General features: G+C 40.0%; 17 protein-coding genes. 8 read left to right on the top strand and 9 right to left on the bottom strand.

The genetic code is table 11. From position 1 onward, the window contains the following. Positions 1–200: 200 nt before the first annotated feature. Both QZT69_RS07240 and QZT69_RS07235 read right to left on the bottom strand, forming a co-directional pair. Positions 201–10,187: a neuraminidase-like domain-containing protein gene (locus QZT69_RS07240; protein WP_294672370.1), complete on the bottom strand. Its 9,987-nt coding sequence runs from the start codon at positions 10,185–10,187 to the stop codon at positions 201–203. Between the two features lie 526 nt (positions 10,188–10,713). Beyond that, positions 10,714–11,778 carry an AraC family transcriptional regulator gene (locus tag QZT69_RS07235; protein WP_294672368.1) on the bottom strand — a complete coding sequence of 355 codons (1,065 nt, stop codon included), beginning with the start codon at positions 11,776–11,778 and terminating at the stop codon, positions 10,714–10,716. Positions 11,779–11,909: 131 nt separating this feature from the next. Here QZT69_RS07235 and QZT69_RS07230 point away from each other — a divergent pair, with 131 nt between their 5' ends. Both QZT69_RS07230 and QZT69_RS07225 read left to right on the top strand, forming a co-directional pair. After that, positions 11,910–13,877 (top strand): T9SS type A sorting domain-containing protein, encoded by a 1,968-nt coding sequence (locus tag QZT69_RS07230; protein ID WP_294672366.1) that lies wholly within the window; start codon positions 11,910–11,912, stop codon positions 13,875–13,877. 326 nt (positions 13,878–14,203) lie between these two features. After that, positions 14,204–14,395, top strand: coding sequence for a GIY-YIG nuclease family protein (locus QZT69_RS07225; RefSeq protein ID WP_294672362.1), 192 nt, complete (start codon positions 14,204–14,206; stop codon positions 14,393–14,395). A gap of 10 nt (positions 14,396–14,405) precedes the next feature. Here QZT69_RS07225 and QZT69_RS19150 read toward each other — a convergent pair whose 3' ends face one another. The 5 genes from QZT69_RS19150 to QZT69_RS07205 all read right to left on the bottom strand — a co-directional run bounded on the left by QZT69_RS19150 (position 14,406) and on the right by QZT69_RS07205 (position 18,323). After that, the gene (locus tag QZT69_RS19150) at positions 14,406–14,708 is read right to left on the bottom strand and encodes a LytR/AlgR family response regulator transcription factor (protein ID WP_367242008.1); all 303 of its coding nucleotides are present in this window, start codon (positions 14,706–14,708) and stop codon (positions 14,406–14,408) included. A 70-nt stretch (positions 14,709–14,778) separates the two neighbouring features. Further along, the gene (locus QZT69_RS07220) at positions 14,779–16,110 is read right to left on the bottom strand and encodes a hypothetical protein (protein ID WP_294672359.1); all 1,332 of its coding nucleotides are present in this window, start codon (positions 16,108–16,110) and stop codon (positions 14,779–14,781) included. Positions 16,111–16,707: 597 nt separating this feature from the next. Continuing rightward, positions 16,708–17,109, bottom strand: coding sequence for a DoxX family protein (locus QZT69_RS07215; protein WP_294672356.1), 402 nt, complete (start codon positions 17,107–17,109; stop codon positions 16,708–16,710). Then, entirely contained in the window at positions 17,106–17,741 is a 636-nt protein-coding gene (locus tag QZT69_RS07210) for a hypothetical protein (protein WP_294672355.1), read from the bottom strand. The genes QZT69_RS07215 and QZT69_RS07210 overlap by 4 nt, the downstream gene beginning before the upstream one ends. Positions 17,742–17,804: 63 nt before the next feature. Continuing rightward, on the bottom strand, positions 17,805–18,323 hold the full coding sequence (locus QZT69_RS07205; protein ID WP_294672354.1) for a Crp/Fnr family transcriptional regulator: 519 nt from the start codon (positions 18,321–18,323) through the stop codon (positions 17,805–17,807). 334 nt (positions 18,324–18,657) lie between these two features. Here QZT69_RS07205 and QZT69_RS07200 point away from each other — a divergent pair, with 334 nt between their 5' ends. Together QZT69_RS07200 and QZT69_RS07195 are read left to right on the top strand one after the other, a co-directional pair. After that, positions 18,658–18,870: a hypothetical protein gene (locus tag QZT69_RS07200; RefSeq protein ID WP_294672352.1), complete on the top strand. Its 213-nt coding sequence runs from the start codon at positions 18,658–18,660 to the stop codon at positions 18,868–18,870. A 98-nt stretch (positions 18,871–18,968) separates the two neighbouring features. Beyond that, a complete protein-coding gene (locus tag QZT69_RS07195; RefSeq protein WP_294672349.1) occupies positions 18,969–19,646 on the top strand; it encodes a winged helix DNA-binding protein in 678 nt (225 codons plus the stop codon). 260 nt (positions 19,647–19,906) lie between these two features. Here the strand turns inward: QZT69_RS07195 and QZT69_RS19145 are convergent, their stop codons facing one another. Then, a complete protein-coding gene (locus tag QZT69_RS19145; protein ID WP_367242005.1) occupies positions 19,907–20,110 on the bottom strand; it encodes a helix-turn-helix domain-containing protein in 204 nt (67 codons plus the stop codon). A gap of 532 nt (positions 20,111–20,642) precedes the next feature. On the opposite strand from QZT69_RS19145, the gene QZT69_RS07190 reads away from it, so the two are divergent. After that, a complete protein-coding gene (locus QZT69_RS07190; RefSeq protein ID WP_294672346.1) occupies positions 20,643–21,125 on the top strand; it encodes a hypothetical protein in 483 nt (160 codons plus the stop codon). 377 nt (positions 21,126–21,502) lie between these two features. Beyond that, positions 21,503–23,005: a hypothetical protein gene (locus QZT69_RS07185; protein WP_294672343.1), complete on the top strand. Its 1,503-nt coding sequence runs from the start codon at positions 21,503–21,505 to the stop codon at positions 23,003–23,005. 94 nt (positions 23,006–23,099) lie between these two features. On the opposite strand, the gene QZT69_RS07180 is transcribed toward QZT69_RS07185, so the two are convergent. Beyond that, positions 23,100–24,548: a hypothetical protein gene (locus QZT69_RS07180; protein ID WP_294672341.1), complete on the bottom strand. Its 1,449-nt coding sequence runs from the start codon at positions 24,546–24,548 to the stop codon at positions 23,100–23,102. A 134-nt stretch (positions 24,549–24,682) separates the two neighbouring features. Here QZT69_RS07180 and QZT69_RS07175 point away from each other — a divergent pair, with 134 nt between their 5' ends. After that, positions 24,683–24,904: a hypothetical protein gene (locus QZT69_RS07175; protein ID WP_294672339.1), complete on the top strand. Its 222-nt coding sequence runs from the start codon at positions 24,683–24,685 to the stop codon at positions 24,902–24,904. Between the two features lie 138 nt (positions 24,905–25,042). Continuing rightward, positions 25,043–26,040: gliding motility-associated C-terminal domain-containing protein (locus QZT69_RS07170; protein ID WP_294672336.1), on the top strand; the 998-nt coding region annotated here is incomplete at its 3' end.

Genomic DNA, 26,040 nt, shown 5'->3' with positions numbered 1-26,040 from the left:
TTTCTATACTCCTGTATTAATATCTGATTATCTGGTTGTATAATGGTGATTTTAGCATCATAAACCGAGATTGATCCTTTAATCAATACTGATTTTTCTTGTGCATTCAGACTGTTTATTCCTAAAAGTAACAGGACTGCAATTAATGTTGTCAATTTCAAATGTTTCATATTGCGTATTTTGATCCTTAATTTAATCGATTACAATGGATAAACAGGCAAATCTGCTTTACAACTTACCAATAACAAAATATCTGTCACATTCTCTTCACTAAACAATTCCCGATTGATTGGTGTATTAGCAAAAGCCAAACGCAATTTCACAAATGGAGTAGCCGGGTTTTGCGTGCTTAGTACATTGGTTAATGCATTAGCACTGAATGTTCCGTCCACAGTAATTCCGGTCATCGGTTGCGAATTCGCAGATGAACTTACCAAACTGAAATCTGCAATAGAAACTTCATCAGTAAATCCATCTTTCCGTGCAAAATGAAGCAGTACATTAGATCCATCCAAACGGATGTTGTCTACTCCAGCCGGGAACATTTCTGGTTTCAATTCAATATCCACATAGAATGAAGTATTTCCTTCCTGAGCCTGCGCCAGTTCATACCATTGATCCGGGAAGTCATTCTTGAAGGAGAATCCTCTGCTGAATCCTAGCGTATTATCGATATCCTGCAATACCTGGAAGCGGTATTGGTAACTGTCTAATGCAGTGTAATCCACTTCGATTACCACATCTGCAATTTGGCTAAAATCCATTCGGTTAGAGAACTTCGGCATTTTCAATTCCCAATGCGATTCTATCCCCATTCCTTCAAACGGATTCAGAAACTCATTTTGCATCGGCTGTAATTCAAACAAGCCGGTTGCACGGGAAGCTCCTGTCAATGCTACCTGGTCCGTTTCCATTCTTCGGATAGGGATGCGCTGGAAGGTATTGTTTGATTCAATTACGGTGTAGGAAGTTGTCCCTGCCGTTAAAGTTGCTTTGATGTTATCGTAAACAGGTACCAAACCAATTACTGAAACTTTCACACCATTAATTAACCGTAGGTAATGCCCCGGGAAATCGTAATCGAATAAACGATTCGTCAGATCAAAATTCAAAACACCTGTTTCACGGAATGTCTGGAAAGCATCCGGGAAATTCTGCCCCAATGAAATGATCTTTGTCATTTGCAGTTTGCGTTTGGTTGTTTCAAAAGCATACTGATCCAGACGTGTCAAATCCTGCAACAGTCGCGTACTTCCGGTCAATCCTCTTCGATCAATGCCACCACCTGTTAGTGCTAAAGCTCCGGTTTGCGGAACTTCCCAGTAATCGTTCAAAATGAATGGTCCGGCTTGTTCCTGCTGTTCGAAGTAATACTGCTGTTCGGCTGTTCTTGCAACCGCAGTGGCAATATTCAGCATGTAGCTGTAAGTCCGTTCCAACACGTTCCCCATCCAGCGATACAATTCCGCATTCGTAAACTTGGTCTTTAAGAATTCCAGCGTATCTGTTGCGTGGTCCATATTCATGGAAGCAATTTCCCGCTCCTGTGAAACGATCCGCGTATTCTGTTCTGCAATTTTGATTTGCTGGTTCGCAATACTGATATCATATCCTGCCAGTTCACTCTGGAACTGCCACTCCTGTGAACGACGTTGATAGGAAGCTAATTGAGACATCATAGAAGACGTCATAGATAAAACTTGTGAAATACCGGCTGTTCCTTGCGCTGAAAATCCAAATGCATTTTTACCATCAAGCTGTGCAGCAGAATACGCTCCTGCTGAAAAAAAAGCTATCGATGAAATAGTCTGAGCTATGGTCGCAGCAGTTAAAAGTGCCAAACTTGCTGTCTCATACCCATTCAATCCAGCATTAATCCAATTATCATAATTACTGCGAATAAACTGTACTTTATCCAATTGCAGATCAGCCACCGTTTCCTCGTTTAATGCCTGTTTCACACGCAGATCCTGCAATTTCACTGTAGACTTCGCTGTTTGTAGATCTTGTTTGGCGCGTAGCTGGCTGTAATTCTCTGCATCTTCTTTTTCAAGCGTAGATAAGAACTGGCTTTCCAATTGCTGGGCTTGTGAAACCAATTGTTTGGCGCGTTCTATCAATACCCGGAAACGGTATTGGGACGGATTTAAAGTCGCTGTTCCCGGAAGGATCAGGTTTCCTCCTGCTCCAATAACTGGAACTCCACTTACGCTGTCTGTTGGTGCTGCAAAAATATCCAATGTGCGTTCCATTCCTGCAATGTTGCGGCAATTGTGGATCTTGAATAATTCCAGGTTCGCCTTCAATTCCAAAGCCTGGTAAACCGGGTTTGTTGGCAAACAAAAAGCGTAATCTACAAAAGGAACATAATCTTCGGCATAGAGGAATGGCTGATACAATACGGACGCATTTCCAAATACCAGGTTACCCTGTAAAGCAGCCGGTGTTGGCTGGAACGGATTGTAAGCAAAATCCGGATTTTTCAAAAGCTGCACACCGGCGTCATCTGCAAAACGAAATGCAAGTGACTGTGCGTTATCGGGAACCGCGTCCAGCAACCAACTGATTTGCGTGCTATTTTCCGGAAGCCCAACCTGATCGGGAGTTGAAGAGGCTAGTGTTGCCAGCGTATTTGTAAAATGACTTACCACCACATTGTTGAATACTTGTGTATCTACATCTGCAAACAAATAACGATAGGCGTCATTCATACGATTACTAATTCCGTCCATTAATTCGGTGACAGAATCTGCTGCCGGAGCGGGGTGCGTATTCTTGAAGTCTTTGAGGTAATCGAAGGCGTTTGTGAATTTTGCTTCCGTCTCCAGTTCCCCGTTGAATATACCAACCAGGTACTCTGAAGCCTCTTCAATCAATGCAGCGTCATTCAGGCTCTCCAATTCCGATTGGACTTCTGCAAACATATTCGCCCAATAAAAATCAATGGGAGTTTCAACAGCCGTTTGGAAACAAGCATGAGAACTCGTGTAACATTGAGATGGTTTGACATTCAATTCACTCACTTTAAGAAGATCCAACACTTCCGTATAGAGTTTCCGTGCATTCGGCACCGTTTCTATGGTGTCGATGGTGAATTCTCTGTCTCCGTAAGCGGTCATACACTGAATAATGTTCATCAACGTGTACTTCGTATATGCATTTGTGCGGGTTTGAGCAATCAGATGCGGATTTAACGGATCCATTAACCAATCCGAAGGGCGGTCAAATACGTTTGTGATGGATTCTTCCAATACCAATCCGTAGAAGATTTTCCGCTTATGATTCAGGTTATTGGTGTAATCATAAACCGACTGATACCAATCAAGCGCGGTAGGATAATCTCCTCGTTGCTGTTGATCAAGTGCAATAAGCATCGGAACAAAATAATATGCCTCATAAAGTACATCCCTGATTCCACTTGTCCGGTACAGAGAACCTATCGGATTTCCCTGCGGTGCATTTAAATTGGCACGCATATGCAATTTGATATTTGCCGTACGCAAATCAAAATTCTCGATACAATTCCCTGATTCTATTTGAACCGTGGTACTTTTTACAAGAGCCAGAGCAAATACAAGAGCACTTCCAATCGATGTCCCATTAATCCTGAAAGTTGTTCCAGAAAGAATATCTTTATTATACACTGTCACAGCATTTGCAGATTCCCAATTGGAACTGTTAAAGCGTGGTGCAATTGAGAGAATGTTTTGATCAAATCCCTGGGCGGTAAGGATCTCCTCGTGCATCTCCAAAGTGTATGGAGAAATGGAATAATCGAAATATACTTCCTGGTACGTTGTTAGACCTGAATTATTCCGGTTAGCTATAATAAACTTTTCTTCTGACAGATCTTTTTTAAACACCCCGGCTATACCCTGAATAAATCTGCTTACAGGAATAATCGGAACGGAACCGGATAAACTGCCAAAATATCCGGTGCGAATTTCATTGTTAAAAACAACCGTAATTCCTGTTTTTGAATTCAGGTTTACAACTGTTGTAGTTATATCATGAACCACACCTGTGATTGGCAATTCATTCTTCTCCACGAGAATCATGTTTCCTATATTGGTATCAAAGAAATCGTCTTTAGGCATATACCTTATAACAATGTGTCTCATTGTACCATTCCATCGTTTATAGGACAAAATAAAGTTTACAAAATCCCATTCTGTGGAATGCTGACAAACAGTGATTTGAGTCAATATATCCAGGTTATTCAACAACGAATAATTGATGGTGTCAGGAGAACTTGAGAACGGACCCTGTATACCCTGATAAGCATCGGAATAAGTTACTTCTGTAAGATCCGGAAGCTCCATGGTTTCTTCTTCTGTCCATTCACTACCGGCAGTCATTAGATCCTTTTTCAAGTAAGCGAGTTTGAACTCACCGTCTTCCTTGAAGGTATAGAACAACCACAAAGCGGCATCCGTTGCTTTTCCGTTATCATCAAATTCTGAACTTAATGGCAGACAGCCCAATACTGTTGCTTTTTCCCTGATCGGGATTTCTATCCAGAAATCGTGTTCGTTCGGATCGGTTGCATAGAATGCTTTGGAAGAATAATAAACCTTATCCGTCAATGTACTTTGCCCAAAATAGAAGGTCATGTACTCGCGCATACTGTTGTTCAAATCCCCGCAGCAATCCAACGGATCTTTCCGGAAGATGTATGCATCCGTATTTGCCGTACAAATCAGTTTCAGGTTTTGAATGTCCTCGAAGTAGGTTTGATACTTTTTCGCGGCTTTACAAGCATCAATTGGTGAAAAACGATTCGCATTCTGGATCGTATCCGCTAATTCAATGAACGCCGGGCTTTGTTTACGTTTTAAGGTCGGATAAAGCAGGTTTTCCGGATAAATGTAAGTAAACACTGCCGATCTCCAGGTTGCATAGGAACCCAGCCACTGCCATTCTTTGTCAAAATTTGGTGCAGTAAGCGAGAAACCAGTGAGGTAGTTATCGTAAACCCCGCTTTCCAGAGCAAATATCAATCCCTGGATTGTTTCAATTGCATGCGAAACCCGGCTGTGTTTTACACAACAATTATCTTTCGTTTCAATGAACAAGGTTTTAGCGATTCGCTCCGCTGCATCGTCGAATGATTCACAGTTATTCCGAAGTGCCTGGATCAGTGCATCCCGCATTACCGGAAGAGCAATGTCTTCTGTTGCTTCAATAACCCCATTCCATTCTTCCGTCACTTTCTCTTTGCGCTCTATACGCGAGTTCAAGGTATCTTTCCACGCCTTTTTATCCGCATTCGGAGATCGCCACTGTTCGGTTTCCTGTACCAGGTTGATCGGGAAGTTGATAATTGCAGGAGTGTAATTTTGGAAATCGGCTCCAGTTAATACGATGTTATTAAGATACTCTTGCTCGACAAGCGCAAAATACTGTGAATTGGAAGTCTGAATCCGGATAAAGATATTAATCACGCTTTCAAACTCTGAAGGAAGTAAATTAGACAGATCAGTTGGTGCAGCATCCGCTCCATTTTCAAGGACCGTATATATTTCTCTCAAAACCCGGTATTCGGATATCCGGATATTGAGCTGATTTAAATAAGGACGAATATCTTCTCCGGAATCTTCTTTTTCGAAGAGCTCAACAAAATAGTTATAATATTCTGTGGCAGTTGATACATTTGCTCGTGCAACCAGATGATCTAAGAAGGTTTCCTTATAGTTGGCGAACAGGTCTTCAAAATTAAGAGAATCATTAAACAGCAATGCTAATCCGCTATAGGTTGAGTCCAATGCATTTTTTCTGCTTATCCATAAATCATGAACTGCTTCTCCAATAATGAACTCTTTGATGTTTTCAGGTGGAACAATATCCGGGAACACGGTCGGAACGCGGTTCCATCTGGCAAGTGTTTGTTGCCACAACGAACGATCCTGGGAATTTCCTCTCAAACTATCCATTCGAAGCTGAAGAACATTGTAATATTTAACTGGTCCAAAATCAACTGTCCCATCGATTTCCTGCGGAATCCAGGCAGGATGCAGGTTATCGGTCAAATAGAATTGTTTCCGCTTACAGGCAGTAACCAATAAGTCTGTCACGGAGCGCAATTCAGCTATAGTCGGCTGATTGGATGGATCGGAATCTTCATACGCCTGCATCACCGGAATAATTAATGAAAATTCATCCGGTGTAAGTGCAAATGCTTCTGAAAGTACCTCTATCGCTTGCTGCTTTACAAAGGCATCATTACTTTGAAAAGCAGCAATTAACTGTGTTATTCCCGTATATGGTGGATCAATATCGTATGGTGTTGACTGGCTTCCGGTATTGATCTCATTGAAAATACGCAGGAAACTATCTGCTTCAAAAGAGCTCAGTAAAGAGAAATACTCACTGCGTTTATCATCCAACTGCTGTTTCCGGTCGTCATACAATTCAACATACGGTTTCGCGTCCGGAGAAATGAGTAATTGATTTCTTGGTACCAATTCCGGATCAATGATTGCAATGCTGGAAGCATTCATATCAGCAACGTCTCCAGGAATTGTTTGCAAAGATGGATCCCAGGAATCTGAAGCGGGTTCATTCAAAGCTTTCCAGAAAAAACGTGCATCCAGCATCAACTTCTCCGGATCCGTTCCTCCTGTTGGAATGTACTTGATTTCTTCTTTGACCCAAAGAGCATCTAATTTCGTTCTTGCGCAGTTACGCAAAATGGAAGCTGTTTGATAAAGCTTCGATAACTCTGGTTTTTCAACCAAATACATGGAGTTCAGAAACTGTTCATACACCAGCAAATTCTCCATTAACTGGTTAAATCCGAAGGCATCCGTATGAAGGTTCTCTGTTACCAGTTGCATATAGATCGGATCGGGATCTCCTGAACGGATGATTTCATACAATTTCTTCAGTTTGTTGTAATAACCCGATTCTGAAGCAATTGGAGCCGGCCAGTCTTCCGGGGCAACCGGAGCGTCCCACACACTATAAGTGAAAGCACTTGCTATCGCAGGGTCCAAATAAGTGTAGCTTGAATTTACACCAAATAATTTGTCACAGATGTCACTCGGATCAGGACTAGTAGTTGTATCCAGAGCGACTTGCGCTTCATAAATAAACGTGATGTTCCCGCTTAAAAATTCAGCTGAAAGAGGTGTCGTAACTGCAAAATTAACCTTCTTCTTATCCGGGCTAACTCCAAACTCATCCATCAAGTAATCCATGTCCTCAGGAAATGTACTATAAACGTCATTACTACCACTACTAATCAACTTTGCATTTGTCGTTACCCCTGGCACCTGATTGATAATTACTGGCTCAGCCCACTCCAGAAAAATCCACGTATCATCATTAATTTGAGGTGCGCTTGTCAGATTTAATGCATTGTCATATCGCATAACCGGATTATTTCCTGCCGGCTGAAATAAAGATGGTTGAATAGCATTCGGGGTAGATTTTTTCAGTATTATATCCGTATTTGCTCCGTTCAACTGCACACTAAATATTGGAAATGGATCAAAATCTAATGTGTCAGGATTCTTGATACGAACGGAATTACCGTAAAAATTGGTTCCCGACAAATTGATACCCGGAACCCGTAAAATTCTTGACGATAAGTCAACAGAAGTTCTGGAAAGAATAGGAATTTCTCCCGGGACATCCGTAACAAAATTATTTAAGAAAGTATCGGTATCCTCCTTTCGATGTCTCCAAAGATCCAATGCAAAATCAGAAGATTTATAGGTCATATCACCTCTTCCGATCATATCCGGATCGATAATTGGCTTCCAATTGGCTTTGAATGTAAGATCATCTTCCGGTTTAACGCCTTCACGGCTGTATTCAGAAAAGAAGAAGTCTGCACTTTTCCACAGTTCACGTAGATATGCATTTTTCCAGGTAATCATCAAGGATTCAGTAGGATTCGTCAATACATTGCGTTCCGTATCTCTGAAACCATAAATGATTTCCAGGTTCTCGGCAGTCAATTCTTGATCAGTTAATGTATTATCAAAAGTGAGCCACATACGGTCAGCGGTGAAATCATCAATTGTCCCGGGAATGTAAAGTGGAATTCCTAATTTATCTGATAAGCGTTGAGCAGCTTCTTTTTTGTCGTCTTCATCCTGCATCGTTATCACACTTCGTAGTTCCTCATAGGAACTTCCGGCTTGTGTAAGAATGGTTTTATAGGTTAATAACAAGAAATTTTTTCGATCATTTTCCAATCGTTCCAATACTTCGGTCGGAAGTGTTTTCGTGGCAACGTATTGTTCCAGGATTTCTGTTACCAGGCGCAAACGGCAATATTCTTTGTGAAGGGTATCACAATCCACCGAAAAGGAACCGAATGGTTGGAAAAAATAGCCTTCCAACAAGGTCAAAAACGCATTGTAATTAACCGGAGTGTAGGACGGTGATCCTGTTTTTTTGATGTTTTTCGCTCCGTACTTTAAAAGGTCCACCAAATACGAGAATGGACTAACTGCTGAAGTACAATCCTCACATTCACACCGATTAATAAACTTCGAAAATGCTGTTGAAGCAAAATTGGAGTTCGGAAGATCCGGAATGGATGGTGTTTTCAACGCATAATCTCCCATTTTGGCAGAAAGCAGATTGGACAATAACTTTTGATTTTGTACCACCGTATTATGCAATTTTGCAGCATCATACAATGTAAAACCGGCACTTTCAACATCAGAAATAAAAGTCTCCTTCGAAGTTTCAGCGATCTTAGACAAGTTATCATAACCTTTATCGATTATGTCCTGATTTTGAATAGCGTTCGTATTTACAGTATACAAATCAATGTGTGCCTGAAGCAATGTCAACTCTGATTCTGTAGCAGTTGGTAATCCATCAATGTAGCGGATCGGTCCTGCTTTTTTCAAGCTATCAAGAGTATCAAGCCCCTCATCCCCGAGGAAATCGACCAAATCTACAGAAAAAGTAACACCACTTATTGTTTCAATCTCTTCAATTGAAGGCGAATAAGGTATCGCTTCTTTAAAAGGTAGTGTTGCTACCTGAACAAAATTCTTGCTGCCAGGGAGCAGGCTACTAATAGTGTCAGAAAACACTTCGTTATCTGAAGGGTCGAATATAAATAATTCAACGTCGATTGGGAATGTCCCGGGATTATCCACAGAAATGGAAAACTTTGAAAAGCTACCATCATTTCCTAAATGACCAGATGTAACTAGTCCTGCTGAATCTCCAGCTTCATACATTCCATCGGCAAACAAAGTCAGGTTCTCCGGGTATTGAAATTGGTAGAAAGTCAAAGGGGAGTATGTAGTCCACTGATCGAGAACTTCATCATACATAAAAAGAGTACCATCCGGATCAATCCCAATTCTGGTAACATTATCTAAACCTATTGGAGTAAGTGCGGTTGGATAATACTCTCCATTTCCACAAACACATAATCTACCGTCACGAATAGTCAAATTGCTATTCATGGTATAAAGCACCTTACTTAAATCAGGTGTAGCAACTTTCCAATATACGTTCTCTGAAGGAAGTGAAGGAACTCCGTTTATTGTTGTGTTTACAACAAATTCTTCACTCGATTTAACACTTACCGGCAACTGCGGAACAATCAATTCCGCATAACCTTCTGTTGTTGTTAGTTGTGATGAAGTAAACAAACTTTTAGGAGTCACTGAACCTATTAATCCCGTAAAATCAACACCACATCCAGCCGGTAAAGGTCGTTGGTCACCTCCTCTTTCATTTATTTTAAATAGAATACTATTTCTAGCTGTCGTTTCCTTCTCTGCGTTTAAAATTATACTTGTATTTATCGGAAACTCAAAAGTGGTAATTGGAACAGTGTATGAACCAATGTTCGTATACCCTTCTTTTAATACAATATCTTTGATCGGTCGAAGTGATGGCTCATCTTCTGCATACGGATTTCCCCCGGATACAAGGACTCCCTGGTAATAAACTTTCGCAAATACGTTTTCAATGCTGCCTTCGAACAGGTATTTCGGCTCATCGTTTACGGTAAATGTGATTTGAAAATCTCCTTCATCATTGGTGGTTCCTTTCCCCAGAAAGAAAATGTCCAGTGGACTTTTTTGCCACAGTTCAACTTCAAGGTTTGAAATTTTTACCAGAGATTCTGTTGATTCAGGAGTAAAAGAGGCGTCTATTCGCCCGGCTACAGTAAACTTCCTGCTGTTTAGGATGGTGCTTGACATGTGATTAGAATTAAGTGTTATAATAAGTTATTTGCAATCTAGTTACAAAAGAATAAAAACGCAATTCCAGCTATAATTATTTCTTTTTAAGCCTGTTAAAAAATGTTATAGTAAAAATGAATCTCCAGTAGTTTGTTAACTGATTTTTATTGCAAAGTTCGTATGGAAGAACGTAAAGTATTTACGTTATGACTAGAATAGTTGTATGTGATGTATATCCTCAGCCAACTCCTTGTTCGATAATGGACGTGTCCCCGCTACTAGTAAAACGGTAATCAATTTTTGGTTACCGTTTTTTTATGTCTAAGATTTTTGAAGGCCGCACGTTCGAGTGCTGCGTCAGTCCTTTGACTCATCCCCGCTACTAAGAAAAGGTCAATCGAAAGATTGACCTTTTTTGTGTCCCATTTTTTTGACACGGCGAGAAGTTTATGCCGACATTGCCAAAAGGCAATCGTCGGTAAGTCGTGTCACCGCTACACCGAATGAAGGGCATCATTTCTGATGCCTTTCATTATTTCATGTATTAAATATCCGAAGGATTCTGATCAAATGTTTTCTTAAAAACAGCCGAAAACTTACTGGCGTTTTCGTATCCCAGTAAGCCGGCAATTTCTTTAACGGTGTATTTTTTTTGCGCAAGAAGCTCCTGTGCTACCTGCATTTGCTGTGCACTGAAGTATTGATACACACTGGTATCGTGCATGCTCTTGAAATCGTTTTTGAGCTTGGTCGGGGAAATCCCCACTTTCCGGGCGATTTTATCAATACCGGGGAAATCACCGAACAAATGATCGTTTAAGAATTGTTCTGCCCGCTGAATGTTCTTGCGGTCATTATCGTTTAGCTTAAAGTGATTCTCCGAAATGATTTCGGTATTCAGCTTTTCAATGAAACGAAAAATGATCCGATGGGTAAAATGCTGAATGGCTTCCCTGTTTTGATCAACACCATCTTCCGCCAACTCCATCATTTCATGCCAGATGGATTCATAGACCGGATCTGTTTCGTCTAAAATCAAAAAGGTATTCGTTGATTCAAAGAAATCAGCGAGCTTACTGTCCCGAAACAACGCGTTCTCACCTTTTTGTTGCTCCAGCCACTTGCTGGTAAAAAAAACAGTGATGTTCTTTTCTTCCGAATTCTTAAAATGGTACTCGGTTTGTGAACATCCGGCTTTAAACAGGGACCAGGTATTTCCTTTGGTCACCAATCCGTTGACCATGGATTTATTGACGAGTGTTGTTTTTTTGACGTGTATGTTGATAAAGTGATATTCCAGGGGAAGTTTCTCGTCATACAGGTTGCGCATGAGGAGGTTTTTTCGGAAATGCAGGTTAGAAATCATGACCCAGAGTCCGGCTTCCGGGTTGCAATAGTACATATTTGATTTCAGGAAAATGCTGACAGATGACAGTGATTTTCGGATCGGATCATGTTTGGTGAAGGGCATTTGATCAAAACTCTCAATCATGGTCTCAGGTGATTGAAATAAATTATTCAACTGGTAACTTCCGTCCTTATAACCGACTTTATAACGCTGGAACTTTTTATACCAGGCAGCCAAGATGTTCGAAAACGTTCCTTCCATGGGCGAAAGATACTTAAGAATTCATTTTTCAATGACTTCAGTTCTCATTTGAAAAACAAATGTCTTTTTGGAGCATGCTATCCCCACTATTCCGATTTAACTTCGTAACTGTATTACAACTTATTCAAATCATGAAACAATTCATCACGATTGCCTTTTTGGTTATCAGTAATTTATCCTTTGCAACATTCTACTCCGGTGGTGACGGTTCGCTTGCTGATCCTTACCAAATAGCCAACAAATCGGATCTCCAATACCTCAGTGAGCATCCCGCTGATTGGGGCTACCATTTCATCCAAACGGATGATATTTCATTCACTGCAGCAGATTTTGCCGTAGGAGGCGATTTTTACAACGGAGGTGAAGGTTTTATTCCAATTGGCCTGAATCTATCAACCTCTTTTACCGGTTCGTATATCGGCGATGAATATACGATTGACAGTTTGTACATCAACAGACCTTCCCAGGATTATGTTGGTTTGTTCGGATATGTGTATGGAAGCACCGCAGAAATAAATGCGTTGTTCGTGACCAATGCAACCGTTACCGGAAACGATAATACGGGAATACTCATCGGGGAATTAAGTTCAGGAACTATCATCAACTCCTTTACTTCAGGATCGGTAACCGGAAACAACGCTATCGGTGGATTATGTGGTTTTATGATTTCAAACGCAAGTATCGAAAGATGCGAATCAAATGCAGCGGTTTCCGGAGTTTATGAACTGGGGGGATTGGTCGGAAGAACGGGAAGCTCATCGATTATTTACTCGAATAGCCAAGGGACTGTTACCGGAACGGGTTTGATCGGAGGCTTGGTAGGAAGAGCCGAATACACTCCCATCAGCGAGTGCTATTCGACCAGTAACGTATCCGGAGATGAATATATAGGTGGGTTGACAGGTGTATTTGATAGTGAAACATTGCTTCATTGTTATTCCGTAGGAACAGTAACAGGTAATTCAGATATAGGTGGTTTAATTGGTTTGAATTACGGAACGATTCAACAGTGTTTTTGGGATGTACAATCTTCCGGTCAGTCTACCAGCCAGGGCGGAACAGCCAAAACTTCGTTGGAAATGAAAACAGCAGCTACGTTTATGAATGGCGGATGGGATTTCATCGCTGAAACACCTAACGGTACAATCGATATCTGGCAAATGGGAGAATGCTCGAACGACGGATACCCTGTTTTCTACTGGCAAGAAAGCGTTTCATACCCGGATCTAACATTTGGCTCAATTAACGGGAATGTTTTGGATTCAACAACTATCTGTTACAATGAGTCTGCCAATATACATGCCATGTCTTGGGACAACGTCACTTGGCATGACAGTATTACTGCTGGCAATTTAGTATCAACCAGTAGTCCGTTCACTACACCAAATCTAACTGAAACGACTATGTACTACGCTCAGGCAGATAACGGAACGTGTGTCAATCCATTCCGCCAAGCATTTACGGTGATTGTGAATCTGGAAAACGTGACCAATCAAACGTTTGAGTTCTGTGGAAGCGGATCTGTTACTGTTGGCAACAATACGTACACCACAACCGGAGTTTACACAGATGTGTTTACTGGAGCCAACTCGTGCGACAGCACAGTGATCACAAACTTAACCGTTCAAGCGGAGTTAAACTATGGTGCGACCCTGAATGGTTTGACCATTACTGCTGCGGAATCCGGTGCAACTTACCAATGGATTAATTGTGCTACGAACGCTGCAATTGCCGGAGAAACGGCGCAAAGCTTTACAGCAACCGCAAACGGTCAATACGCCGTAATCGTAAGTAACGGAGCATGCAGTGATACTTCTGCCTGTGTGAGCATTACAACAGTTGGGGTAACGGATCTTTACGCGAATTCCAACTTTCGTGTTTACCCGAATCCAACGAAGGGTTCTGTTACCATTGACCTGGGAGCAGCTTACTCCGATGTAACAATCGTAATCAAAAATTCCATCGGGCAGATTGTTTCCACGAAAACGGTCGGTTCATCTGCTAAAACAGACTGTATTATTGAAGGGGAAGCCGGAATTTATTTCTTGGAAGTGCAGGCGGATTCTAAACGTTCCGTTTTGAAACTTGTCAAAGAATAGGACCAGTGTGATTAAACATAGGGTCGCATGTTAAAGGCAGATAATATTGTCTGCATCTTCAGCGAGTTCATTGTTCGATACCGGTAGCCTTCTCGCTACAAAGAAAAAGGCATTTTGTGAAAACAGGATGCCTTTTTCTTTTCCTCAAAACTCGCTCTCACACTCACTCTATGGTATTTTGAAAAATGCCTTTTTCCAGTGCGAGTACTGAGAGCTAGAGTGGGATCGAATTGGAGTTTGTAAATTCGATATTCCTACAAATCGTTATAGAATCTATTAATTGTCAAGTTTTGGCAGCCTTTTTTGTTTTATAGAAATTGCTATTCATGTTTGTTACTTACGTTTTGTATTCCGCGGATCACGATAAAATCTATATTGGATATACCTCCGATTTAATTGACAGATTTCATTCCCATAATGAGTTTGCAACCAAAGACTACACGATTAAATTTCGTCCGTGGCAAGTTGTTTATGTTGAATTCTTCGAGTCAAAACAAGAAGCGTCATTACGAAAGTAGTGACGCTTTTTTATTCTCCAAGCCAATTTTTGAAAGCGGATGTACGTGGTCGGCTGACAATCAATTTTTTTTGGAGTGTACAATTCGGAAAAATTACTAATCGATTTCCGAAATACGGCTCGATCTTAAGTATTGACTTATATGCTATGATGCAGTTCCTGCTAATTCTGAAAAAATCATCAGAAGGCAACCTTAGTTCGAGTTCATTCATGGTTCTTGGAGTACAAAAAATCTCACCTTCCTTGGTAATTATTCTTGTCACACGATCTTCAAGGTGACAAATAGATATTTCAGAGAATGAAATAGATTTCATGAACGTTTTATGATAGACAAGCAGCCTCTCATAACTAATTCCCAAATCAGTAACTTCTTTGTCCATTGTGCTAATCTATAACGCCATTAACAATTATTTTTTCAGTAAAAAATTTGCCTTTAGAGCCCCCTGAAACCAGGAAAACATTTCCTGAAGAAACCCCGTTGATTTTTAAAGAATCAAAATAAATATCGAATGAATAGTTCTTTCCGACTAAATCTGTCACGCTAAAGATTTCCACTTTGTCTGCTAAATGAAATTCTGCCGATCCTGAGGGATTAGGGTAGATTTTAGATTTTCCATTTGAGCATCGAACGGAAACAATATCTGAATAACTTGTTTCCCCATCTTTATGTGAAATAAGCAACCTGTAATAATAAAGATTATTGGGTTCGACATTGTGATCCAAAAAAACTAATTTATCCGGATCCGGAAGATCCTTTTCATTTATCGTATATATCTTACTGAATTCTTCCATATTTCCATCGTTCAATCTTTCCAGTTCTATTTTAAGAACATCTTCAATTGTTGATATTTCCATGAGAACCTGAATACACTCATTTGCTTCAAAAGCATGCATATTCACTCCATCAATTCCAAGTGGAATATAACAGCTGTTGCATGCATTATTAACAATTGCTGGTCCGAATAAAGGACTACCTATTACACTCACAGATCCGGCATTATAACAAATGGCTGTATTTGATGTATCGGTAAGAGTTTGTGAATTCATGATTGTGTTTGAAATCATCAAACACGCATATGGATCCGGAGTTAAAAATCCAATTGGATACTGATTGATCATGATTCCTGTAGTTGTTATCGAACCGGCACCAAGACAAAAAGGACTGATCGTATTATTGGAAGAATTAACAATAAAACTTGAATTGAAAAGTCCGTTATTAATCACTTGTGAATTCGGGCCCTGCACTACCATCTGGTTAAAGGGAATATTAAACGATGACGCGGGAGAATAATTATAAATTAAATTATTCGGCCCCGTGACAATGGAGCTCTGTGAAACAATGCTTCCGAAATTTATCAGATTACAAGAATTCCCAAAAACAGTAGCAATTCCTCCATTAGTAAGGTTTAACGTTCCTGAAGAAGTCACGGCAATCGTTCCTGAAGTAAAGTTAAGTGAATTGATATTTAACCCGCTGCATATTATGAGTGTTCCGCCATTTACCGTTATTGTATTTAAAGTGGCAAGACTTGTCACAATAAATGTTTGCCCCATACCTATTACCGCCCCTTCAAAAACTTCAACACCTCCCGGAGAATTACAATCAGGTTCCGGAATTACCGGACCACATTGAGCATAAAAAATAACCGGAAAAAGGGTTGTTCCTGCCAAGCTTATTACCCGCCAAAAAAGAGATGTGTTATTTAGTTTTAGCATAAGATAGAATTTTGCTAAAAATATCTTTAGCACTATTCCGGGTACAATGAATTTGGTTCGAATTGATATTATTAATGCTTCAATTGTAAAATGTCAGCAACAAACCATTTTCAGCTATTTCTTACTTTCCAAAGCCATTGTGATTTTTCTGCACAGACTGAAATAAATCCTTTTTAATTCCAACAAACAGACCGTCAATAACACCTGAAATTTAACCTTAAGGGAACATTGGGATCAGCTGCATTTACCCCTTGCTACCCGATTAAGATCTGTCCCATTTGTTCGTTCGTTTTTGTTTTAAATAATAAGATAATAATGCTTGTTTTTTCATATACCTGTTTTTCTTGTTTTACGTATAAACAATCCCGATTCGAAAAACCTTTGGACGAATGAAAAAAAAACAAAAAAATAGTCCGGCAATTTGAAAAACCGCAATACCGGCCGGGCATTTTGTGTCGAAATAATTTAGTTTGAGCCTTGTTAATGCTTTAATTGTAAAATGTCGGTAAAAAAGGGCCGGCCGATGATAGCACCTGAAATTAAATCTCACGGAAAACATTAAAATCAACAGTTTTTAGCCCTGCTATTCAGTCAGGATCAGTCCCATTTGCTGGTTGTTGAGACCGCAAATCTTCCCCCTCCGGTAAAGAAAAGTGATATACTGATCACAAAGTAAATAGCGATCAACTCCAGGGCCCAGCCACCATACTCATTCAGGCTTAGAATATTTTGTATCTGGGACAACAAAATAATTGTTAAACAGTTAATTGCAAAAATCAAGCTGCTGATTCTCGTTCTAAATCCGATTATCATAAGTAAAGGCGCAAAGACTTCCCCAATATACACGCCATAAGCGAAAAATGACGGTAAGCCTTCTTCAACCATCATGGCTTTTATAAAATCAATACCGTTGATTAATTTACTGATCCCATAACACAGCATGGGTGCGCTTATAATTGTGCGCGTTAGTAACAATCCTAAATCACTGTTCTTTTTCATAAATTATTGTTTTTTATTATTATTTGCTTCAAATAAACACCTGTATTGAATAGAGTCTTTGATGAGTTCCCAAATTGATCCAGGTTAAGTCCCAATCCCAGCTGTGTTGACGCTCTTTGAACTCCAAGACGGAATTGCTGAATACCTCTGGAATAGCCGCTCCGGTCGAAATTTGCAATAATGACTATCTGGCTCTGAAGCTGGTATTGCCTGAACTCAATCAGTGATCTCCGATAGATCAATGTCTGCTCAAAACTTATCTCCTTTTGGATCGTAAAACCTACTGTGTAGCTAAAGGCTTTTTGATCGGTAATGACACTGTAAGTCCAGGCAATAGTCATAAAAAGTCCGGGATTTTTTAGCCCAACCGCACTATTTACCTGCCAGCGTTTTGTGAAATGATAATTAAGTGAATTTCGAAAGAAGAATATTCGGTTTTCAGAGGTGGAATACTCATTATCGATTAAAAAATTATTGGTGATCGACAGTTTTTTATTTACCGGCAGTTTAAGAAAATGCTGGAACATCGCAGAGCGGTTACCAATTAATAATTCAGGTTGAAATGAACTTTCCTGGGCGTAATTTACAAGCGAAAAATGTATGCAAATAAGCACTAAAATAATCTTCATCATATCAATCTATTTACTTGACATGACAAAATTACCGGGTGCTATTATCAATAAAATTAAGATACCTTAAGAAAGGTCTTTTGCATGTTTCTTTCTTAAAAAGCTCAGGAATTCAGGGGTAATTCCCAGATATGACGCAATGATATATTGAGGAATTCGCTGTTCAATGTTCCGGTATTGTTTTCGAAAGGCCAGGTATTTTTCAATTGCATCCCGGCTCATGTTTTCAATTGTCCTTTCCTGCAGTGCTACATATGCACTCTGGATTTTCTCTCTGAAAAAGTTAGAAAAAACTGGAACTTCTTTGTAGAGACGTTCCAGTTCATTTTTAGGGATTTGTACAATTACAGCATCCTCCATTGCCTGGACGTACATTTTTGAAGGGACATTCTTGATGTAACTAAACAGATCATTTACCCACCAATTCTCTATCCCCAGCTGCAAGGTATGTTCCTGTCCGTTCTTATCAATGTAGAATGCTCTTAAACACCCTGTGCTTATGAAATTCATGTAGTTTGAATAATCACCTGGCTTTATTAAAAACTCTTTCTTTCTTAATTCTTTTACCCTGACAATTTTTGACATTTCAATTTCCTCAGAACTATTCAGCGGATGAGTTTCATGGATATGATCAATTAAACATTTGATATGTCCGGACTTATTGAGCACTTTGGATGTTTTTATTTAAAGGTAAACGAGGATTCGTAAATCTGTTGAAATGTAATAAACAATTCTTACTTAGCTGGTATCCGGAGGTAAACTTCTAAAAAGTCATGGGGGAGGTATTTTTCCGGCTACTTACCATAATCAATCTTAAAATTTATACGTTTAAACTGTCTGATTTTTTGGGAATTTTACGCCTGCTTGTTTTATCAACCTCCTGTTTTGGTGCTGAACGGGAAAATTAAACCTTCTCCAAATGGAAACGCTAGCACACGCACCAATAGAAACCCAAAAGACATTAGTCTGTGGCAGAGTAATCGTAACAAACCTGATCAAGCAGGATTTGATCAACTGGAAAATGATTCATTTACTTCAAAAAGTGCAGATCCGTGCAGATGATTACCAACTGGATATTGGGTCGATCATTTTTGAAATGACGGACCTGGAGGATCGGAAAGATATAGGATGAACTGTTTGAGAATTTTTTGATATAAATAAATACTAAATTTTCATTTTCAACTATTATATCTGCTATTTAAAGTATATTTATGTACTAATAATTACTCAATGTCGACGAATTACGATTTGATTAAGAAAGTCCTTGAGCTTCTCGAACATTTTGAATCTAACAACGAAGGAGAGTTTTATTCTTCAGATCTTGATGGATTTAAAAGTTGGATCTTACATAATGATTCCATTGAAAAACAACACTCAGATGAAGTTTCCTGGGAATTTAAAGAGCAGGGGAGATCTCCGGAAAGTGTCATTAGTACAATGCTCACACATCTTAGTAAATATGCTAAAATGTACTCCAAGTCGGTCATTTTGGACTCTCCATTTTCTACTCAGGAAGAGTTTATCTACCTGATCAATTTAAAGGCTTTCGGGACAATGAGTAAAATGGAGTTGATCCGGATGAATATTCAAGACAAACCAACTGGAATACAAATTATCAATCGATTAATAAAACAAGGCTGGGTACTTCAAACTAATTCTGAAATAGATAAACGAAGTAAATTAATCGAAATCACCTCCAAAGGGAAGGACCTGTTAGAGGAGCATATGCTTAAGATCAGACAAGCTACTAAAATTGTATCCGGAGATTTGTCACTTCGTGAAAAATTGGAGCTTATTCGTTTATTAACAAAGCTTACGAGTTTTCATCGTGAGATCTATTCAATGAATATCGATTCGAAGGAATTACTTTGCAAAGTAATTAGCGAGTATATACCTTCTACCAATTAAATCATGCGGACATGACCTCATCCCAAGGCTTGAATATCACTTGAGGTTTCATAGTTAATATTCATCGTATAACCGGCCTGTCATTTGTAGTGAAACAAATGGTCTCACATTAAAGATAGTAATGAGTTTACAACCAAAGACGACACGATTAAATTTCGTCCCTGGCAAGTAGTTTATGTTGAAATTCTTCGAGTCAAAACAAGAAGCTATGAGGCGTGAAAAAGAACTGAAGTCTTTTTCAGGAGATTCCTGAAATTCATTCAGATCTCAACACCTAAAAATTCCGGTAAAGTCATTCCATGAGCCCGGGCCAATATTAGCAGACTTTTGTAAGTAATGTTTTTTTTCCCTGCTTCCCACCGACCATAATGAACACGTGACAAGTTATGGTCCAGGGCAAACTTTTCCGCACTCTTATAGCCTTTGGAAATCCGAAGAGCTCTTATTCTTCGACCCAATTCCATAAGTTCTTGATCACTATCTAATTGACTGTTTTTTGCCACTTTTCCTTCGTACATATAAGTGCAAAACAACAGTAAACCAACCAAAAAGCAAACAACCTTTGAGTAAACAACCACTAAGTTTGAAACTTAATGGTTTATTTTTTATATTTATCACCGAATAACGGTCAATTATCTTAGTTTTTTACGGCCTACTACAACTCTTGCGTAAAACGGGGAAGTTCACCCTCCGTGTAGTGTAAAACCCAATAATTGTAGCGATAACAAGGGTTTTAATCGGTGAAAAAATGATAAGACGGCATAGAGGCGGGAATTCTGCCTCTATGCCATTTTATTTCGAAGAATCATATGGATAGAGAAAAGTCGTGTGTTTGAATTTAGAGTGAGTTTTATTAAATGATCCTTTTTGTACTTATTGAAATGGCTATTCAATTGTTTTTGAAACTAATCCCTTTTTCTGATTCGAAATAATCCGAAAACCCTTATCATCTTATTCATCTCATCCGTTTATCTTTGCCGACTAAAACACAAAACCATGAACAAAGCCATTGCATTAGCAATCGTTGCAACTTTGGGTTGCACCACCTTCGTTTCGGCACAGGACGGAACTAAAACTTCTACTTCCATTCCTGCGGGAAAAGAACGCATCAGCCTCGAAGCTATCGAGATTCCCGCTGCGATGATCGTTCCAACCGGTGTGAAAGCCTTAGAGGAAACTTACAGTTATTACATTTCCAACGGAAGTAATTTTATTATCTCCGTAGAATCAGCTTATGAGATGACCCTGGAGAAATTAAAAGCAGAGATTGCATCGAACCCGGACAAAAAGCTGCTTGCAACAAAAGCACATTCGGTTATTTTCAAGGAAACAATGCTGAGCCATGAGATGGTGCATTTCGAAACATATGTGGAAATCGGCGGACAGCTTTATCGTTTCTACGACAAACGCGTTACTCCGTTGACTCTTGAGCAGGTGACACCGATGTGTGAAGCAGCTGAAACCATTCAGCCTTTGTAAGAGCAGCATTTCTTTAAAAAACAGAAGTCCGGACTGATATGCAGCCCGGATTTTTTATGCCGAAATGCGAAAGATCCGGAAGCTGACAGTCTTCCATAAACCGAAAAGTGCTTATCACTGAATTCCAAAGAATAAGGAAAGCACTAAAGCAATTCCCCGCCGGGTAATCACACGTTTCAGTTTTCTCCTGAAAGCAGGATTCCAAATATTTTTCAAAATATATTCCATGACAATAAGTTACGGAATCTGATCGACTTATCCAAGTTTGTTTGCGCTTCCACGTAAATCCCTTACGACCTGCATTCCTAATTTTGTACTTTAATAATAAGAATCAAAAAAAACTGCTAATTTTCCAGCAACATCTTAAACTATTCACAATGAAAAAACTAACTCTCGCCTTCGTGCACGGATACAGTGTCACAAACACCGACACTTACGGAGAAATGCCTTTGCGGCTGGCACAGGAAGCTGGAGCTTACGGCTATGAACTCAAAATCGAACACATTTTCCTGGGACGCTACATCAGTTTCAACGACGAGGTGCGTTTGGAAGATATTTCCCGTGCCATGGAACAGGCCGTGCAGGAACAATTGCTCCCGACCTTAGCTGCAGGAGAACGATTTGCCTGTATTACGCATTCCACCGGCGGACCTGTTGTTCGCACCTGGTGGAACAACTATTACAAAGACCAGAAAAGAATTTGCCCGATGAGCCATTTGGTGATGCTTGCTCCGGCTAATTTCGGTTCTGCTTTGGCGCAGTTGGGTAAAAGCCGTCTGAGCCGTATCAAATCGTGGTTTGATGGAGTAGAACCCGGACAGCGTGTATTGAACTGGCTCGAATTAGGAAGCACGGATGCCTGGAAACTAAATAAGGACTGGATCCAAAACGGACAAAAATACATCGGTCCGAACGGCATTTTCCCATTCTCGCTGATCGGGCAGGATATCGACCGCAAATTGTACGACCATTTGAATTCCTACACCGGTGAGCTCGGAAGCGACGGAGTAGTGCGCGTTGCAGCGGCAAACCAAAACAGCCATTATGTCAAACTTACACAGGAAACTCCCAAACTGGTAGGCGGAAAGTGGCAGGCGAATAACCTGGAAATTTCCGATTATACGGAAGCACCTCCGACACCTTTCCGGGTAGTGACTTACAAATCACATTCGGGTGCTGAAATGGGAATTATGCGCAGTCCGCTGAAAGATCCGAAAGACCCGAAAGGAACAGAAGTGGTGAATGCGATTTTCCGGTGTATCGGTGTGGCAACTGATGCGGATTATAAAAAACTGATAACTGATTTCGATAAAGAAACAGTTGCTGTCCAGGAAAAAGGCCTGGTAGAGGAAGACAAACGACTATTCGGAAAGAAATACTATGTTCATGACCGCTATTCCATGATCCTTTTCCGGTTAACAGATTCGGAAGGGCATGCGGTGACTGATTTCGATTTGATTTTAACAGGTGCAAATCACGATCCGAACGGCTTGCCGGCAGGTTTCTTCGCAGACAGACAATGTAACCAGGTCAATAAATCAACGGTCAGTTATTTCTTCAATTACGATGTTTTCCGGGGAAGAAAAGCAATGACTGTAAATGGTTTCAAACTGGATGAATTGAGAGGAATCAATGAGTTGGGATTGATTATTCGTCCAAGACCGGAAGAAGGTTTTATCCGCTATTTGCCTTGTGAGATCCATGCTTCGAAAGACTTGTTCGACAAAGTGCTGCAGCCTAATTCCACAACCATGATCGATATCTGTATCCAGCGGGTGGTAAGCAATGAAGTATTCCGCTTTGAGAAAGTGAAAAATACTTCCGGGGTTCAAAACCTGAATTTCAAAAAAGTAACTCCCGGAAATGGGATTGTGAAGTAAAAATGGTAGGACCGTAAAGTTTTACGCCCCTACCAAAATAAAAAACGGTTGTCTTTTCAGGCAACCGTTTTTCGTTTTATGGATATTCGTTAATCTATTGCTGCATGATTTTCCGGACTTGTTTTTCTTCGGCAGCCTTGATCTGTTCTACTTGTTTCAGACTGTTTCCTTGTTTATTAAGCACATAATCCTGGAAGACATGGCTCAAATACAACGGAGATTTCATTTTTCCGCCTGTTTTGAACTTCACGGCACTGTGGCAGGAGAAGCAATTTGCCAGGTTATTCACATTGATGGAGTCTATGCTTGATTCGAAGGTTTGCGTAAATGTTTCCATCGTAACGTTTGCACAGTTCAAACTGCCTCGCGCAAAGCTTCCCGGAGTAGCATTCGTGAGATTGTATCCCAAACTATCCAGTAATTGTGCTTGCTGCAAAGGAGTTGTACCATCGGTATTCAACCAGATTGATCCGTTGTAGAAATAATTTGCCCAAACGTCATTCAATTGCGATTTCACACATTTGTTGATCCCGTCTACATTTTGAAAATCTGCAGGTTCCTGCTGAGAAGTGGTCATAAATGATCCGTCCGGGTTGCGTGGAATTCCATACTGGAACAAGTCAAATACCTGGTGAGGTGTTTGTCCCAGTTCTGTTTCAGAGTTATACAGTATCCCGTTGATTCCGCTGGTGCTTCCTTTTTTAAACAATAATTGATCGGAAGCAGAGCTTGCTGAGTTCGCTTTCCAGTCATAGTCCGGTGAAAGATCGTCGTGTTCAAAAGTTGCCCAAATGAACTCCGGGTGATTTTGCACAACGCCAACTACGTGCATTCCAATCAGAGCAACTTCCGTTTTCGTGAAGGATACACCGTTGTTTGTGGAAAGTGATGCGGTTGTGGTATAGTATTCATCCAGTTTGGAAACCGGAATGGCGGAAACCGGTACCCATGCCACTTTCAGCTCAAATGACCCAACAGGAAAGGCTTTCGTGTTGTTGAGCGGCAAAGTACCCTTGTTCAATGCTTTTGCAAAGCCCAATGCTGCTTTGTACATCGTAGGGTTCATGTGAATGGAATAATAAACCATTGCGCCATTTCCGCCATTGTAATCCGGGTTGGTTTGCAAGACAGCGCTTTCGGATCCTGCCTGTGCTGTATCCTGAAGGACAACCAATGTGCTGTCCGGAACTGAGACGGCAGCCATGTTTGAGGTGACTTGTTTTACCTTACTTTGGTTCAGGAACAGGGGATTTCCTCCTGCATCCGGTTTTGTAAGCCACAGGAATTTGTTCCAGGACCACTGGTGAAAGATCTGGTTGGTAGTGCTGGAAGTGTCGAAAGGACTTCCGATCCCTTCTTCGGGAGCCGGGGTCTGACTGTGAGGGAACCAGCTTGGATCTACCAAACAAAGCGAATCAGGGGAGTTGCTGGTATTGTAGCCGGTCTCGACTTTTCCTTCCGATTCGGATGTACAATTGGAAAGCACAGCCATCCCGATAACGGTCAGCGCGCTTAAACTTAGGGTCAAAGTGTTCTTTTTCATGAATAGTGCATATTTAAGTTGGGACTAAGTTAGAATAAATTCAATCCCTTCGACCGGATATTGGTACTAAACCGGAAATTAGCTTCATCAAATGCCGAAAACCGGGTACGAAGGTTTCCTTTAGAGTGGCGGAAATGGAGACGGTAGAAATGTATTATTTTTCGTCCCTGCTGTCTTCTGAAAATGGACTAACTCTTTCCATGATCAAAAATACACTAAGCGGAATTACCAGTTATCTGTCTATCCGGAGTGGAACCTTGGGGAAGCAGCGGACCAATATCCAGGCAGTTTTGGCAATTAATTACCGGTCTGTCGATCATTTCGTTTTAATTGCTATATTCATCCTAATCTATTAATTACTAAACACTTCACTTAATTGTGAAAACATAAAATCCAACCTTTCAACAAACAACTCGTCTACGGGATGTAGGTGGGTTTCTTATTTGTTTGAGAACAAATAAGACCTGCAATTACTGAATTTATAAAAACAATTTTTGAATCATACCGCTTTCATATTATTCACTTTTCTTTTTTCTTTCCAAGTTTTTGGGCAGCAAAACCTCATTCTCAATGGGGACTTTGAGGAGTATTGGGAATGTCCCCAAGCTCTTACCGAAATTGAAAAATGTAAATATGTTTATAATCCATGCTATCATGCTCAACCTCCATCAGGCCCTCCCGTATGGTCCAGTACTTCTGATTATTTTAATAGTTGTGCTTCAATGCCATCAGGGTGTAGTGTCCCTATCAACTCTTTTGGTTTTCAAGAAGCAAGAAGTGGAAATGGCTATTTAGGATTGTCCAATTGCGATTTGTGGAGTGATTATAGAGAATACATACAGTTAAGTTTTGCTACAGTGTTGGAACCATATGCAACATATAAATTTTCAGTATATGTCAATTTAACTAATAATGGGGGATATACATCTAGAAATCTTGAATTTAAGTTCACGGATAATTTGATATATTATTCTGATTACTTGAGTGCGTTTTTAATACCTGATATTAAAATTGATACACTTTCTTTAACTGATACAATGGAATGGAAAGAGGTATCGTTTGAGTATATTGCAAAAGGAGGTGAAAAGTATCTAATACTTGGAAATTTCAAAACCAGTACTTCGGGAGATTGTATTTTCAATCATTTAAGTTCGGAACCACTTTCAACAGATTATTGCTACTTTTTTTTCGATGATGCTTCCTTAACCAAAATCAAAGATGCAGATCCAATTGTATTTCCTAATATAATCACTCCGAATAATGACGGGATTAATGATGAATTTAGATTATTGAGTGGGCAAGACCATTTTGAAGAAATGATTATTTATAACCGCTGGGGTAGTATTGTATATTCATCTAATAGCTATTTAGGATGGTACGGTCAAGACCAAAGTGGAAACTTATTGAGTGATGGAGTTTATTTTGTTCAAATTACTGGAAAGATCTTAAAAGAAAAAAATAAAAGGGAGCAATATAATGGTGCGATTCATCT

The sequence above is a fragment of the uncultured Fluviicola sp. genome (assembly GCF_902168135.1).
Classification (GTDB): Bacteria; Bacteroidota; Bacteroidia; order Flavobacteriales_D; family Crocinitomicaceae; genus Fluviicola.
The sequence above is the reverse complement of the archived record's forward strand: the minus strand, read 5'-3'. Positions and strand labels throughout refer to the sequence as shown.